The following is a 15,744-nucleotide window of genomic DNA, read 5'->3' as shown; positions in this document are numbered from 1 at the left end:
AGGACCTCCCCGGGGAGCATGAGGGGAATCCACTCCCCCGCACAGGCCCTCCGCGTCTTCACCCTGGGCAGTCCGCCACCCACTCCCGGCGCGACCCCTCCCCGCGGTCCCATTTCCCCGTCCAGCGCCGGACTCTTTCGCGGCCTCCGACACTGGCTCCACCGGGGGCACACGCGGTGCAACCGCTCCTCGCGCTTCAAACAATCAGCCCTGGAGGGCAGGACGATGCGCGGACAGTGGTGGGGGATGCGAGGCGTGGGGGGCGTGGCGGCACTGGTGCTGCTGACACATTGTGGGGGGACGGAGCCAGGCACGCCGGACAAGGGCACCTCGGAGGCCCTGTCGCCCGCCGTGCTGCGTCAGGAAGCGGTCACGGTGGTGAGCTTCGGGGCGACCTCCGACGCGCGCGTGGAAGCCTCGCGTCCCAGTGGCCGCTTCGGCGGCGAACCCACGCTGGGCGTGGACACCTCCCCCGAGGAGCAGAGCCTCCTGCGCTTCGACATCAGCGGGATTCCCCCCGCGTCCATCACGCGCGCGGTGCTGCGGCTGTACGCGATCGACGGCACGAACAACGGGCCGCGCGTATTCGCCACCAACCCCTATTTCGCCGAGCTGGCCGTCGACTGGTACAACCGAGGGCAGCCGATAGGCGCCGCCCTGGATGACCAGGGCGTCATCCACCCCGGCACCTATGTGGAGTTCGACGTGACGGCCGCCGTGCACGGCAACGACACCGTCGGCTTCACGCTCCGCCCGGACTCGAGCGATGGCGTGGACTTCGCCTCCCGGGAGGAGAGCCGCGAGGAGCGCCGGCCCCGGCTCCTCGTCACGGTGGACCCCGCCGCGGGATGCCTGCCCCGCACGGACACCCGGACGCTGGAAGTCGTGGCCTCGCATGATGGCTACGCCTCCCAGGCCGAGCCCACCCGCCGCTTCGGAAGCGCCCCCTCGCTGAGGGTGGGCACGTCTCCGCGCCAGGAGGCGTTCCTGCGCTTCAACGGATACGCCATTCCCGAGCACTGGACGCAGCGCGACGTGTCCCTGCGCTTGTTCGTCGAGAACGCCACGGACGCGGGTCCACGCCTCTACGAGGCCAGCACGAACTGGCCCTCGGATCCCAACCTGGGCCTGGATTTCGACTGGAACACCCGGCCGACTCCCCTGGGCCCCATCATTGGAGGCAGCTTCCAATTCCCGAACCGCTGGGAGTCGTCGAGCGTGGCGCACGTGGTGACCACGCCCGGCCAGGCCCATGCCTTTGGCCTGATACCGGACTCGTCCGACGTGGCGACCATCGCCTCGGCGAACGCGCCCGACGAGACCCGCCGGCCCCGGCTGGCGATCGCCCTCGAGTCCGAGCCCTACTGCACCTACCAGGGCTCGGGCGGCGGGTTCACCGGCTGGACGAAGCGCTACGGCGGCGCGGGCTCCGAACAGCTCCACGCCCTGGCCACGGACGCGCAGGGCGGTTTCGTGGCGTTGGGCTTCTTCGGGGACTCGCCCTTCTCCACCGGGCAGGGCTTCGCCCTGGCGCGCTACGCCGCGGACGGCACGCCCCAATGGACCCGGGAGGTGACGCATGACAACGTCCGCGCGACGGCCCTCACCGTGACGCCCGAGGGCAACATCCTCGTGGTGGGCCACTACCTGGGGACGCCCGACCTGGGCACGGGTCCCCTGCCCGGCACCAGCGGCTTCTTCATCGCGAAGTTCGCTCCGACGGGCCGCACGGTGTGGTCCCACGGCTTCAACGCCGACAACGGATTGCCCGAGGACGATTTCAGCTACACGCCCGTCTACCCCGCGGCGGTGGCCACGGATGCCCAGGGCAGCCTCGTCGTCTCCGGCAACTTCTACGGCCAGATGGACCTGGGCGGCGGTCTCATCTCCGCGGGTCACGCCAGCATCGGCCTGACGGATGCCTACGCGGGCGGCTTCGTCGCGAAGTTCGACTGGCAGGGCCAGCACGTGTTCTCGCGGGCCCTCGAGGCCGCCGTCGCCACGCCCACCGCCTACGTGCGGACCGTGGCCACGGACACTGCGGGCAATGTCCTGCTGGGGGGAAGAGCGAGCGCGCTCGCCAACCTGGGAGACGGTCGCCTGGGCCAGTCCACGCCCTTCATCGCGAAGTACGGCCCCACGGGCGCGTTCCTGGGGAAGCGGGTGTTCCCCGGCGTCTTCGGCGAGGTCGTCGCCCTCCAGGGCCGGAGCACCGGCGACGTGGCCTTCAACGCCAACCTGGGCGGCCCCTTCTCCTTCGGAGGCATCGCGTACGTGGGCGGAGAGCCATCCGATGAGGTGTTGCCGGAAAACCTCTCGGGCTTCACCGGAACGCTGAGCGCCTCGGGGGCGGACGGTTGGCTCCGGCCGGTGGACACGTCCTGGGGCCGGATCGGCGCGCTCGTCACCGGGAGCGATGGCGGCATCACGGTCACCGGGCACGCGAGCGCCACCTACGACCTGGGCGGCGGCCCCCTGGGCCCTCCTTATAGTAACGGTCCGCAGACGGCCTTCGTGGCGCACTACTCCACCTGGGGAGAGCACCGCTGGTCCCGCTCCTTCGACGCGAACTTCCGGCTCCCCGGGATGATCACCCCCGAGTTGCGCCTGGCGCTCCAGCCCGGAGGCTCGGTGCTCGTCGGTGGCTCCTTCCTCGGAGCCATTCAACTGGACGGGGTGCACTACACGTCGAGCGGCGAGTCGGACCTGTTCTACTTCCAACTCCTGCCATAGCCCGCGCGAGGCAGGGCACGCCGGGGGGCGGCGCCAACGCTCCCTTCCCCGGCGTTCCCGCTCGCGTCCCAATCCGAAACACCGGGGCAGTGACAGCGGTCACCGCAAGTAGATGGGCGCGCCCATGGGTGAGCCCGTGGTGCCTCCATCGACGAAGAACTCGGCGGCCTGGATGTTGGAGGCATCGTCCGACGCGAGGAACAACACCGTCTTGGCCACCTCCTCGGCGTCCCCCATGCGCCCGAGCGGAATGCCCCGGGAGATGCGCTTCTCCAGCGCGGCATATGCCTCGGGCGAGGACGCCTGCGCGGACCAGATGGGCGTATGGGCCGCGCCAGGCGACACCACGTTGACCCGGATGCCGCGCGGAGACAGCTCCGAGGCCAGCACGCGCGCCATGGACCGCACCCCCGCCTTGCTCGCCGCGTAGGCCGCGTAGCCGGGCGCGCCCAACACGCTGTGCACCGAGCCGTTGAGCACCACCGATGCCCCGTCGCGCAGGTGGGGCACGGCGGCCTGGACGGTGAAGAACACCGCCGTGAGGTTGACGCGCAGCACCTCCTCGAAAGCCGCCAAGCCCGTCTTGCCCAGGGGCGTCGAGCCGCCAACGCCCGCGTTGGCGAACACGATGTCCAAGGGCCCCAGCCGCTCGGCGGCGTGGGCAATGGCCCGCTCCGTCGCCTCCACGTCCTTCACGTCCGCCTGGAAGGTGAGCAGCCCGGAGCCCAGTTCCTTCGCCGCGGCGTCGAGCGTTTCCGCGTTGCGCCCCGTGATGGCGACCCGAGCTCCCTCGGCGAGGAACAACCGCGCCGTGGCCAGGCCGATGCCGCTGTTTCCACCCGTGATCAACGCCACCTTGTTCTTGAGTCGCATCCGCGTCTCCCGCGCTCTGGTTTCATCATGAAACCACCCCTGGCGATATAAACAGACCGGTTTTATGATGCAACCAGGAAGCACGGACGGCGCCTGGCGCGGGAAGGACGAGACGGTGAAGCGCACGAGCCTGGAATCAGCGGACTGCCCCATCGCGAGGGCACTGGACGCCATCGGGGACTGGTGGTCCCTGCTCATCATCCGCGACGCGCTCAGGGGCATGCGCCGCTTCGGGGAGTTCCAGAAGAGCCTGGGCCTGGCGAAGAACATCCTGGCGGCGCGCCTGCGCACGCTGATGGGCCACGGCATCCTGGAGCTGGCGCCCGCGTCGGATGGCAGCGCCTATCAAGAGTACGTCCTAACGGAGAAGGGACGCGGCCTGTTCCCGGTGCTCGTGGCGCTGCGGCAGTGGGGCGACACGCACTACTTCGAGCCCGGGGAAGTCACCACGGAGCTGGTGGACCGGAAACGAGGCCGGCCGGTACGGACACTGGAACTGCGCGCGGAGGATGGGCGGCTGCTGGGACCGGCGGACACCGAGTTGCGGCGGCTCGGCGGACGCCCCACCGGCTGAGACCTCGACCTCACGGCCGTCCGCAGCGCGGCGAGCGCCCGGGGGATGACCTGGGCCTTGAGAATGGCGCGATCCTTCTCGAGCTGCGCGAGGCGCGCACCGCGCGCGACGACCGTCACGTCATGGCCCGCGCGAGCGAGATGAAAAGCGAAAGTGCTGCCGATGGAGCCGGGACCCACGATGGCGACTTTCATGGGGCCGCTCCGTAACCAGCGCCTGGTCACCTCGCCATCCGTCCAGGAGGGCGGCTACCCGAAGGCGTCGTGGCCGGTGATGGCCTTGCCGAGCACCAGCGTGTGCACCTCGTGGGTGCCCTCGTAGGTGAAGACACTCTCCAGATTGAGCATGTGGCGAATGGGCGGGTAGGCATCGGTGACGCCGTTGGCGCCGTAGATGCTCCGAGCCGAGCGGGCAATCTCCAGCGCCGCCTTCACGTTGTTGCGCTTGGCCAGACTCACCATCACGGGCGTCAACTTGCCCTCGTCCTTGAGCCGAGCCAGCCGCAGTGACAGGAGCTGCGCCTTGACGATCTCCTGGAGCATGTCCGCCAGCTTCTCCTGGGTGAGCTGGTAGGCGGCGATGGGCTTGTCGAACTGCCCCCGGTTGAGCGCGTACTCCCGCGCGCCCTCGAAGCAGGCGATGGCCGCGCCCGTCACGGCGAAGGCGATGGTCATCCGCGCGTTGTTCAGACACGACAAGGGCCCGCGCAGCCCCTTCACGCCGGGCAGCACGTTGGCCTCGGGCACACGCACGTCCTCGAAGAACAACTCTCCCGTGGTGGAGGCGCGCAGGGAGAACTTCCCCGGAATCTCGCGGGTGGTGAAGCCGGGCATCCCCTTCTCCACGAGGAAGCCGCGCACGGACTCGGGGCCCCCCTCGTCCGTCTTGGCCCACACCACGGCCACGTCGGCGAGCGTGGCGTTGGTGATCCACGTCTTCGAGCCATTGAGTACCCACGTATCGCCATCGCGGCGAGCCCGGGTGCGCATGCCCGCGGGGTTCGAGCCGAAGTCCGCCTCGGTGAGACCGAAGCAGGCGATGCGCTCACCCCGGGCCATCCCAGGCAGGAAGCGCTGTTTCTGCTCCTCGCTGCCGTAGGCGTGGATGGGGAACATGCACAGCGAGCCCTGCACGGAGGCGAAGGAGCGCAGCCCCGAGTCGCCCCGCTCCAACTCCTGGAGGACGAGGCCATAGCTGACGGTGTTCATCCCGGCGCAGCCATACCCCTGGAGGTTGGCGCCGAGCACGCCCAGCTCGGCGATGCGGGGCACGAGGTGCGCGGGGAAGGAGCCCTCGCGGAAGTGCTGGCCGATGATGGGAAGCACCTCGGCGTCGACGAAGCGGGCCACGGTGTCCCGGGCGGCCTTCTCCTCGTCGGAGAGCAAGTCATCGAGGCGCAGGAGGTCGGTGATGTCCGCGCGCGGCATAGGAGGAGTCCTCAAGGCAGGGGAAGCCCGGGACTTGTAGCACTGGAGGGACCTGGCGAACGAGGACCCGGGTATCCTCCGAGGCCATGACGACCTCCAAGAAGATAGCGGTGGTGACGGGCGCGAGCCGGGGAATCGGGCGGGCGCTGGTGCAGTCCTTCGTGAAAGAGGGCTACGAGGTGTGGGCGCTGGCGCGGGCGGCGGACGCCCTGGAGACGCTGGCGCGCGAGTCGAATGGCGCGGTGCGCCCACTAGTGCTCGACGTGGCGGACGAGGCGGCGGTGGTGGCGGCGGCCCAGAAGATCCGCGAGGCGGGAGTGCCCCGGGTGCTGGTGAACAACGCGGGCATCACCGTGTCGGCGCCGCTGCACAAGACGAGCATGGAGGACTTCCACAAGGTGATGGCGGTGAACGTGGCGGCGCCCTTCTTGCTGTGCCGCGAGTTGATTCCGGCGATGGCGGCGGCGGGAGGAGGCCGGGTCATCAACATCGGGAGCATGGCGGCGACGCGGGGAGTAAAATACACGTCGGCCTACTGTGCGTCGAAGCACGCGCTGCTGGGGCTCACGCGCTCGCTGGCGGCGGAGTGGGCGCGCAAGAACGTGACGGTGAACATCGTCAATCCGGGCTGGGTGGAGACGGACATGCTCAGCAATGCCAAGGCGGCCATCAGCAAGACCACGGGCCGCACGGAGCAGGAGGCCCACGCGGCGCTGGCGAACATGAACGCCATGGGCCGGGTCATCCAACCCGAGGAAGTGGCGGCGCTCTGCCTCTTCCTGGCCTCGGACGCGGCGGCCACCATCACTGGCTCGGCGTACAACATCGACGGCGGCGAGGCGGGCTGAGCGGACAGCCTGGCCTCAAGGCATGGAGGGGTAACGGGCGACGACCCGTCCCTCTGGAGAGACGGCATACATCTCGAACCAATCGAACTCCAGGCTGACCCCAGGAGCCCAGCCACACCTGTCGACACGCCGATCAATCCGGACGAAGTAGAGACCTCGCTCATAACCAACGACCACGTCCAGGGAGCGTGCTGAATACTCACAATGTCCCGCGGCCTCCTTGGGAAAGCGAGACAGCACCTGCTGGAGCGCGGAATGGGCCGCCAGGACCGCGGGCCCATCCAATGTGTCCAAGGGACTTAGATTCTCGGGCCAACGAACTGGCTCCGAGGAAGTAGAGGGAACCACGACGAGCCCCACATCCGGAATGGGCACAAGAGGAAGCAAGGAGGACTCACTTGCCCCACCCTCCATGGACAATACACTCAGCAAAACGAGGCAGTACGGGCTCATCATGGATTCTCTTCCCAGGAGAGGACGCCTTTCAATTTGATTCTCGAGTGCATTTTGGAGGAGGAAGTCCGCCCCCAAGTGTACTCGGCAATTGGGGGATACACGTCGCCAGGAACCTCCAGCCCCTCTCACCTTGCTCCCATTGAAAAACCGCACCAGAAGGGTTCCATTTGTAAAATCGAAGTTCGTCGCGGTGACCACTGGCGAGCCAGCCCCAGGCGGGAATCAACTGTCCCCGATCATCAAGAGCCGGCCTTCCCGAGGGAGACACCGCATACTCAACCATCGTCCATTGTGACTCCCCCAGCTTCATCACCGGGAAAACCTTCAAGTCCTGGCTGCTGACCTGTGTTCCACAAGGATGATTGTGGGCAAAACCAAAAACAGGAAGCTCCATCCCGAAGTCCTCATCCAGAACCCCTCCAAGGGGCGGATTACAAGAACCAGGCTGGCCAGTCATATTCCGAACTGGCCAGGATACTCGCCAGTCTTCTGGAGTCTTATAAAAGGCCAGACAATACTCGGTAGCATCAGGCCGGGGCCGACCTGTCAGCGGATCGCAAGCACTCGCGGCTCCGGGCAGAGCCATCAGAGCGCTCAGCGCGGACAACACCAAATCATCCGGCACATGGGATGCTTCCGAATACACTGCGACCACGCTTTTATTCTTCCACGGACCAGGAGCAACGAGCAGCGCTGGATTACCATCCAACCGAGGCAACTCGTTGCCCACGAAATAAAGCCGGGGGCCAGCACATGCGAATACGAGAGAGAGCACGGCTCCCAGGAGAGCTATTTTTTGGCGCTCGGCGGAAATCCGGAACAAGGGAACCTCTCAAAAAATCACATATGTCGCGCGAAACCGCCCCGCGCCGTCACAAAAGACTAGGGCAACAACAAGAAGCCCTACCGACACGTCAACAACGCTCGATCCTCCATATGTGCAGAGACACCTGAAGAGCGAAGAGAAGTGCTATGTTCCTTCATTGCTTATCCCGCACTCTCGTCATCATCATCGTCGAGCGTTTCGAACAACGCGAAGATGTCGACATCTTTCAGATGAAGCTTGGATGTCGCGAGTTTGAGCGCATCCTTGTCGATGGCCTCATGCCAACCATCTGTATGAAGCCACACCTCCGGCAAAAGCTGCTGGATCCCAGAATGTTGGTGCCTCATAGCGAGCCGGAACTCGCGACGCACATCACTGGACGTCCCTACATGATACACAAACCGAGAATAGCCTCGCACCAAATCTGGACGCTTCCTAGCCATCCAGGCGACAAGCAATCGCGTGACGGGGAAAACGAACTTCGCGGGCTTCATGTCCCTAAGCCCCTGCACCTCTTCACGTAAATCCCCAAGAGCAGCCTTCGTGGCGCGCAGTGCATTGTAAAGAAAGGTGAGCAGTCGAATGGAGGCGATGTGCTTTTCGCTGAAGACACGGTGGTATGTGTCCTCAGAGTCAAATATTCTCTGTGGGCTGCGTGCTAATTCTAGGGATAGAGTGTGGCTCGCCACGGCGATTGAACGAGCGATGTCCTCAAGAGTGAGCGAGTTATCGAACTCATGCGCTCGTTCTGGAGCGGCTCGGTTGAGATGATCCCATGCTCCTTCTTGTCGCTCGTAGAAGATTTTGCTACGAGCGAATCGCTCCTCAAGATTCAGTTGTACTGTTTCGTGAGCATAGAAGGCGGACGGACTGATACTGGTTTGTCGATTCGCGCCAATCGTAACTTTGCGCACCCGGTCCTCGTCGCGAGTCAGAAGAAGACGAACGGGCAACCGGACTTGATTGAATCGAGCCTCCCACTCACCTCCGGGCGATTTCGCGGACATATCGGTGTGGAAAGCCCAGGCTGTATAGACCGTTTGGCAACCATTGAGAACACTGATGCCCTGCTGACCAGGATCCAGAACCCATTCATTCACATTGTCGCCACTTCGACTCTTCGGAGCCGTGAGTGTAATACCGTTATGCAGAAGAGCAAAATGCTCGACGGGTATAGAGCCCTTGCAGATCCCCTCAAGACTTTCTCGAATGTGGCTAGCAGCGCTACGCTCCTTTCCAGCCTCGCGCGCCATATACATACGCACATTCTTACTGAACAGGTGCTGACCAAAGCGGACATGCAAGTTCACGGCGTCAGAGAGATAACCGAGTCCGAGTATTACTTGGTCACCGTCTGGCAAGGTGAATCTGGTGCCTTCAACGCGCACTAGAGCTGGTGCCGAGGGACGCGGAACGACGTCCGCCGTATCGAGTTCGTCCGGGCCCATGGGCATGAAGCGAATGCGCCCGGCAAGTGGACCATCTCCCAGGTCAGACAGCATTTCCTTGCGGGCCTTCGCAACAGCGGGGCTCGCTTGCCAAGCCTCCTGGCTCTTGAGCAGGTGAGTAAGGCACAAAGTAATCTGCAGCGTCTGCTGCTGCACTTCTGGGAGCGCGCGTACTTGACGACGCAGTGATTGGATGACCCTGTTTTCCTCCCGTAGACCGGAATCCGAACCCGTGAGAATGCTCTCAAGAACCTGCGCGGCACGACCCAGATCCTTGAGCCCCTTGGTCACAAGCCCAGGTTCCTCGGAAAACTTCGCCTGAAGCAGAACAAGTTCGTGGAGCCCATCGCTGGTCGGCCGCAAGACGAACCCGTCGAGCCCACCATCGAAATTCCCATCCGACGACTGAGCAAGCGCCTCCTGCGGAGTGAGCCGAAAACGGCTGTGGAGAACCCATGGAGCAAATGCGTCTTCGAGACGCGCAGTTACTCCACCCTCGCGATAGAAGCCCTCGACACACTTGCGAATGGCATCGGCACTCGGCATCGGTCTGTCCCCCTGTTGGTTGAGCCGCCCCTGCATGACGCACAGGGACCAGATTCTAGTACAAATGGTCACATCATGAGCAAGGCGCGGTGCTTCGATTAGCCATCCTCAGGAAGTAGTCCCCAACAACTGGGTCACATTTTTCCGCCATCCTAACCCTAACGGAGAGAGGGAAAAGCAGGCAGCAGGTTCCCGACGCCCCCACACGGGGTTCGGCCGGAGTTCGAGCACCATACTCGCAGGGTATACAAGCCTAGACGACATCGTAGGTGCTGTCAGGCAACCCACGTATCAACTCCAGCATGACCAACGACATAAATCTCACCATGCTCCAGCCCGATGACATCCGCGCCGCCGCCGCGCGCATCGCTCCGTATATCCGCCGGACTCCCGTGCTCGAAGTCGAGGGGAGCCCCTTCGGTGTCTCCGCGCCGCTCAGCCTCAAGCTCGAGTTCATGCAACACGCCGGTTCCTTCAAGGCGCGCGGTGCCTTCAACACGCTGCTGTCCCAACCCGTGCCTCCCGCGGGCGTGGCCGCGGCCTCGGGCGGCAATCACGGCATCGCCGTGGCTCACGCGGCGCGCGCACTGGGACACCCCGCTCGCATCTTCGTGCCGGAGATCTCCAGCCCCGCCAAGATCGCCGCCATCCGGGAACGGGGCGCCCACCTCGTGGTGGGAGGCGCACGCTACGCCGATGCCCTCGCCGCGTGCGTGGCCTACGAAGCGGAGAGCGGCGCCCTGCCCATTCATGCGTATGACGCGTGGCCCACCATGGCTGGACAGGGAACGGTGGGCCTTGAATGGGAGGAGCAGGCCCCACTCGATACCGTGCTCGTCGCCGTCGGCGGGGGTGGATTGATTGGCGGCATCGCCGCGTGGTTCGGCGGACGGGTGCGCGTCGTCGGCGTCGAGCCCGAGGGCTCGTGCTGCCTGTCGGCCTCTCTGAAGGCCGGAGTCCCCATCGATGTCACGGTGGAGAGCATCGCGGCGGATTCACTCGGCGCGCGCAATTGCGGCCCCCGCGTCTTCGAGGTGGCCCGGCGCCATGTCGACCGCGTGGTGCTCGTCCCCGATGAGGCAATCCGACAGGCGCAGCGCCGCCTCTGGCACTCCCTGCGCGTGGCGGCGGAACCGGGCGGCGCGGCGGCGCTCGCCGCGCTCGTCTCGGGCCGCTACGTCCCAACCCCCGGCGAGCGCGTGGGCGTGCTCCTGTGTGGAGCCAACGTGTCGCTCGACACCATTCCCGTATGAGTCCGAGGAACGCCTTGGTCTAACGTAGCGGCTCCCTCCAGGAGTGAGCCGCCATGAAGATCCCATCGCGAAAAGCACTGTTGTCGGAGTTGGACTCACTGGGGCACGGGGCGCGCATCGCGCGAGCCGCCCGGTTGGGGCGCGATGGCCGCGAACACCCCGGGTTGAAGCCGCTCATGGCCGGGTTGCTCTCCTCGGGAGATGCCTACGAGGGCCGGCTGGCCCTGGAAATGGCCCAGGGCGCGGGGGACGACTCCCTCTTGCTGGATGGGCTCACCCACGCCTCGCGCACCGTCCAGGGCCGCGCGGCCTCGCTCGCCGGACGCCACATCCAGGACGAGGCGGCGCTCGAACGGATCCTCCCGGAGCTCGCCCCCTTCGCACGCCGCCGTGTCCTCAAGGGCGTGGCCCTGGCCCGGAGGAATGCCCTCGCGGCGCGGCTCTTCCCCCTCGTCCTCGCCCGCCACGGCGCCTCGGAGGCCGCGCTCCTGCTGACCGCCCTCGACGCGGACACGGTGCGCCAACGGCTTCCCGAACTCGGGCACACCTTCAATGCCTGGCACTCGCTCGTGCACCTGCACCCGGACGCGGTGCTGGACTTCCTGCGCACCCGGTTCACCCAGGCGCCCGAGCGCGAACGCGAGTCGCTCTTCTACCTCTTCCACATTCCCCTGGCGGAGTTGACCCTGTCGCGGGGCGAGGCCGTGCTCGAACTCGTGAGGGAGCTGGCGCCCCCGGAGGGGCTGCCCTTCTTCGTGCGGAGAACCCTCCCGCTGCTCATCCGCCGCCATCCCGCCGCGGTCGCCGCGCTCCTGTTGCGCCCCGCATGGAGAGGCCAGCTGCATGGCCTGGGGCTCTCCCCCGGAGCACTGCGCGAGGCCCGAGCCTTCTCGCCGGAGCAACGGCTCGCCTTCGCACGAGCCCTGGCCGAGGCCCCCCCGAGGCTCGCACAATTCCTGAACGCGTTTCCGCCCTCCGAGCGTCCGGCCCTCTTCGCCCACGCCTTCGAGGGAGCACCCCCCCGCGTCCACCCCACGGCCCTGTTGGCCACCCTCCCCCATGCCACCCGGGACGCCGAGGCCGCGCGGCAGCTCGACCTGCGCGAGGTTCGCGAGAACAAGGACCAGCGGCTCGCCATCCAGGCCTTGCGCCTCATCGAGCACGCGCGCGAGCCCTTGCGCAAGGCGGCCGTCGCCAGCAAGGCCGAGGATCGGGCCCAGGCGCTCGCGCTGCTCGTGTCCTGCACGGGCCTGTCGCGCCGGGGCCTGGGTGACACACTCGCGGCCCTCGCCCGATTGAAGAACGAGCAGGATCCGGTCCGCGCCGCCGCGTTGTCCGCGCTCGCCGAAGTCCCGCCCACCCTCTTCACCGCCGAGCACGTTCCCGCGCTCCAGTCGCTGGTGACCTATGTCGTCGAGGCGCGAGACACCTCGTTCATGACCCAGCAAGCGCTCCAGCGGCTGGCGTTCCAGCTCATGCGCGCCCATGCCACCGCGACGGACAGTCCCCTGTTCCGCTTCGCGCTGGAAACGCTCAAGCGCCTGGCCCGCCAGTCCGGCACGCTCGTGCTGCCCCCCCTGGAGCACGACCTGCCCCGCGGTGCCGAGCACCACCTCTTCGCGGCCCTGTTGCCCACCCTCCGCGCCGCCAACAAGCGCGAGAGCTATGGCCTCATCATCTCCCTGACCCGGGCACTCGGACGGCGGGCGTGGAACGTGGAACAGCTCCAAGCGCTGCTCGCGCCCATCACCGAGGCCACGCCCGACATACTCGCCCAGGAGGCCATCCAGCTCTGGCTCGCCCCACCGCGAACCCGGGATGTGCGGGTGCGCACCCTGCTCGAACGGGACGAGAGCACCATCACCCTGCCCGGCGTCTTCGCGCACCTGCACCGGCGCCGTCAGGAATGGCTGGATTCCTTCATCCAGGGCAGGAGCCTCCAAGGACGATTCACCACGGGCAAGACGGGCTGGGTGCCCCTGGTGTTCGACGGCTTCTTCCGCTGGCTGCCCCGCCAACAGCGCCACTTCCGCGACCTGATGCTGCGGATCGCGAGCGACCTCGAGCGCAGCGCCTGGGAGCGCATGCGCGTGCTGCACGTGCTTCCCGGCCTCCAGGACGTGAGCGTGGACACCCTTGAGCCTTTCCTCGGCTCGCCCGACGTGCCCACGGTGGAGGCCGCGCTGGGCGCGCTCGCGGCTTTGGACAAGCCCGAGCCCGCCCTCCCCCTCCTGCTGGAGAACCTGGACGGAGACCGCGCCCGGGTGGCCATGTACGCGGTGCCGCGCATGGCCCGGCGCGTGTCCCCGAGCACCTTGACCAACGCGCTCGACACCGTGCTCTCACGCGAGCGGCTCAAGGTGACGGTGGCCAAGGAGGCCCTGCGGCTGCTCGGCACCTTCCGCTCCGCGCACAGCCTGACCCTGCTGCGTCAACAGTGGAACAAGCCGGATCTCCACAAGGACGTGCGCATCGCCGTGGGCCACGCCGCTCGGCGGTTGCTCGACGCGCCCGAGGCCTGGGAACTCCTGGGTGAGCTGGCGCGAAGCGCGGACGCGGATGTCGCCTCGAGCCTGCTCGATGCCTCACCGCTCCAGTTTCCTCCAGAAGTCAGGCCCCGGTACGTGGAACTCCTCCTCCAGATATCGCGCCATCCGGAGCTCACCGTGCGGCGCCGGGCCTTCGGCGTGCTGAGGGGCTGGTCCGCGGGAGCGGAGGACGCGGTGGCGCGCGAGGCGGCCGCTCGCGTGCTCGACATCGCCGAGGGAGCCGAGTGGCGTGAGGCCCTTCGGGCCCTCGTGGAAGTCACCCGGGAGGGACACGCCTTCGAGCAGGTGGAGGACAGCGCCGCGCGGCTCGTCGCCGCCTCCCCGTCCTTCGATGCCACCCCCGAGCGGGACGTGCCCGAGCGTCAACGCCTGGTGGCCTTGAGCGCGCAACTCCGGCAGCTCCCCCAGCCCGTGAAGCGGAACCTGCGCCCGCGCCTGGACGCGGTGGCCCACGTGCTGGCGCGCGAGCCCTCCCTATGGCCCGAGAGCGCCGCGCTGCGCCTCGAGGGGATGCCCTGGAACGACTCGACGGACAGCGCCGGGGCGCTGCTCGACCTGGCGGAGGAGGTGAAGGAGGAGCCCCTCTTCGCTCCGGTGCTCGCCGCCCGCGTGGCGGAGACCTTGGAACACCCCAGCGCCGAGTGGACCCCCGAGGTGCTTCTGGAGACGGCCACCCGCGTGGAGGCCGTGATTCCCCTGACGGCGGTGACACTCGTCGCGCTCGCGGGAAGGCGGCTGCACTGGCGCGAGGACGCGGCCCAGGCCCTGCGAGCCCTGCGCCTGCATCCCCGCGCCGCGGTGCGCGCCGCCGCCCTGGGCGTCGTCACCTCGGTCGAGTGATGAACTTCGTGTGGACGTTCGTGGGAAGGACCACGCCGAAGAAGAAGCCCTCCTCGAAGGGCTCCGTCGAGGAGATCTCCGCCTTCGCGCGAGCGGCGATCGTCACCATGGCCGTGCGCAGGAACACCATGGCGAAATCGGTGGCCACGCACATGCGAGGACCCCGCCCGAAGGGGAAGTAGTGCCCGCTGCCGATGGGGTCTCGTGCCGTGCCCCCATCCAACCATCGAGCGGGCTCGAAGGTGTCCGGGTTGGGCCAGTGCTGGGGGTCCCGGTGCAGGTACTGGTTGGAGACCATGATCGTCGCCCCCGCGGGCATCGTGACGCCGGCGAACGACACGTCGGTGACCGGGCTGCGGGTGAAGACTCGGACCGGGGGAAGAACCCGCATCGACTCGAGGACGACGGCCTCGGCCCACCGCGCCTCGTTCAACCGCTCGAGGGTGGGCGGCCCGCCCGCGAACGCGGCGGCCTCGGAGGCGAGCCGCGCCTCGGCGTCGGGGTGCTTCTGGAGCTGGTGGAACGCGCCGGCCAGGGCGGTGCTCGAGGAGAAAGCGCCTCCGTAGAAGATGAGCGCGATGTTGACCGCCAGCGCCTTGTCCCCGAAGTCGGGCACCTCGCGCATCGTGCGAGACATCAAATCGTTCGCCTCCGGCTTCGGATTCCGGCGCGCCGCGCTGACGCGCTCGTCGAAGAACCGGTAGAAGCGCTCGCGGGCCTCCTCGAAGCCCTTGGGCAGCGAGACGAACTTCAAGGGCAGCTTCGCCTGGATGCGAGCGTCCGCGCCCTTGGCGAGCAGCATGAAGTCCTCGTACACCGAATCTGGCAGCTTCTCACCGATGGCGGCGACCGCGAAGGCGTCGCACGTCAGCCGACGCAACACGGGCGCCAGATCAACCGTCTTGCCGCTCGCGATGAGGCCATCCACGAAGTCGGAGATCGCCGCCTGCATCGGAGCGACCTGGGCGGCCAGCCAGTCCGGGGACCACGGCTGCACGAAGGGATCGATCCGGCGCTTCTCGGCCCAATCCCCGCTCTGGGGCGCGATGAAGAGGGATTGATCCGTCGTGGTCGGGGTGAGTTCCTGCCGCAGGGAGCCCTTCTCGAACTCGGTCCGGCGGGAGTCGAGCAACTGCTCGATGAGCACGGGATCGTTGAGCACGAGGCCCGGATTGGGGCCCATCCAGATCAGGGTGACGCCGCCATATTCACGGCCATAGCGCGCACAGACATCCCAGGGCTGCGCACCGAGGAAGTCTCCGGCGGTGCCGAGGATTCCGGGCTGCGGACCCGGGAGGGACGCGAAAGCCTGACGCTTGGACCCAAAGAACAGGTTGAACACACCACGAGACAGCACGTTCGGCACGGGTG

Annotated in this window: 9 protein-coding genes and 1 pseudogene; 5 read left to right on the top strand and 5 right to left on the bottom strand. The window is 67.0% G+C overall.

Annotation, left to right across the window (positions count from 1 at the left end):
• Nucleotides 1-225 precede the first annotated feature (225 nt).
• Nucleotides 226-2,733, top strand: coding sequence for a DNRLRE domain-containing protein (locus MEBOL_RS25030; RefSeq protein WP_157775454.1), 2,508 nt, complete (start codon nucleotides 226-228; stop codon nucleotides 2,731-2,733).
• Between the two features lie 99 nt (nucleotides 2,734-2,832).
• On the opposite strand, the gene MEBOL_RS25025 is transcribed toward MEBOL_RS25030, so the two are convergent.
• Nucleotides 2,833-3,606: an SDR family NAD(P)-dependent oxidoreductase gene (locus tag MEBOL_RS25025; RefSeq protein ID WP_095979815.1), complete on the bottom strand. Its 774-nt coding sequence runs from the start codon at nucleotides 3,604-3,606 to the stop codon at nucleotides 2,833-2,835.
• Between the two features lie 115 nt (nucleotides 3,607-3,721).
• On the opposite strand from MEBOL_RS25025, the gene MEBOL_RS25020 reads away from it, so the two are divergent.
• Nucleotides 3,722-4,180, top strand: a complete 459-nt coding sequence (locus MEBOL_RS25020) for a winged helix-turn-helix transcriptional regulator (RefSeq protein WP_218920960.1) — start codon at nucleotides 3,722-3,724, stop codon at nucleotides 4,178-4,180.
• Between the two features lie 65 nt (nucleotides 4,181-4,245).
• On the opposite strand, the pseudogene MEBOL_RS43775 reads toward MEBOL_RS25020, so the two are convergent.
• Nucleotides 4,246-4,374 (bottom strand): annotated as a pseudogene (locus MEBOL_RS43775) (ketopantoate reductase family protein); the annotation flags it as partial.
• A 54-nt stretch (nucleotides 4,375-4,428) separates the two neighbouring features.
• Nucleotides 4,429-5,607, bottom strand: coding sequence for an acyl-CoA dehydrogenase family protein (locus MEBOL_RS25010; protein ID WP_095979814.1), 1,179 nt, complete (start codon nucleotides 5,605-5,607; stop codon nucleotides 4,429-4,431).
• A gap of 86 nt (nucleotides 5,608-5,693) precedes the next feature.
• Here MEBOL_RS25010 and MEBOL_RS25005 point away from each other — a divergent pair, with 86 nt between their 5' ends.
• Nucleotides 5,694-6,455: an SDR family NAD(P)-dependent oxidoreductase gene (locus MEBOL_RS25005; RefSeq protein ID WP_095979813.1), complete on the top strand. Its 762-nt coding sequence runs from the start codon at nucleotides 5,694-5,696 to the stop codon at nucleotides 6,453-6,455.
• 1,443 nt (nucleotides 6,456-7,898) lie between these two features.
• On the opposite strand, the gene MEBOL_RS24995 is transcribed toward MEBOL_RS25005, so the two are convergent.
• Nucleotides 7,899-9,731 carry an AIPR family protein gene (locus MEBOL_RS24995; RefSeq protein WP_170115590.1) on the bottom strand — a complete coding sequence of 611 codons (1,833 nt, stop codon included), beginning with the start codon at nucleotides 9,729-9,731 and terminating at the stop codon, nucleotides 7,899-7,901.
• 326 nt (nucleotides 9,732-10,057) lie between these two features.
• On the opposite strand from MEBOL_RS24995, the gene MEBOL_RS24990 reads away from it, so the two are divergent.
• Nucleotides 10,058-10,984, top strand: a complete 927-nt coding sequence (locus tag MEBOL_RS24990) for a threonine/serine dehydratase (protein WP_095979811.1) — start codon at nucleotides 10,058-10,060, stop codon at nucleotides 10,982-10,984.
• Nucleotides 10,985-11,037: 53 nt separating this feature from the next.
• Entirely contained in the window at nucleotides 11,038-14,373 is a 3,336-nt protein-coding gene (locus MEBOL_RS24985) for a hypothetical protein (protein ID WP_095979810.1), read from the top strand.
• Here MEBOL_RS24985 and MEBOL_RS24980 read toward each other — a convergent pair.
• On the bottom strand, nucleotides 14,357-15,739 hold the full coding sequence (locus MEBOL_RS24980) for a cytochrome P450 (protein ID WP_095979809.1): 1,383 nt from the start codon (nucleotides 15,737-15,739) through the stop codon (nucleotides 14,357-14,359). The genes MEBOL_RS24985 and MEBOL_RS24980 overlap by 17 nt on opposite strands.
• Nucleotides 15,740-15,744 lie beyond the last annotated feature (5 nt).

This window comes from Melittangium boletus DSM 14713 (assembly GCF_002305855.1).
GTDB classification, from domain to species: Bacteria; Myxococcota; Myxococcia; order Myxococcales; family Myxococcaceae; genus Cystobacter; species Cystobacter boletus.
The sequence above is the reverse complement of the archived record's forward strand: the minus strand, read 5'-3'. Positions and strand labels throughout refer to the sequence as shown.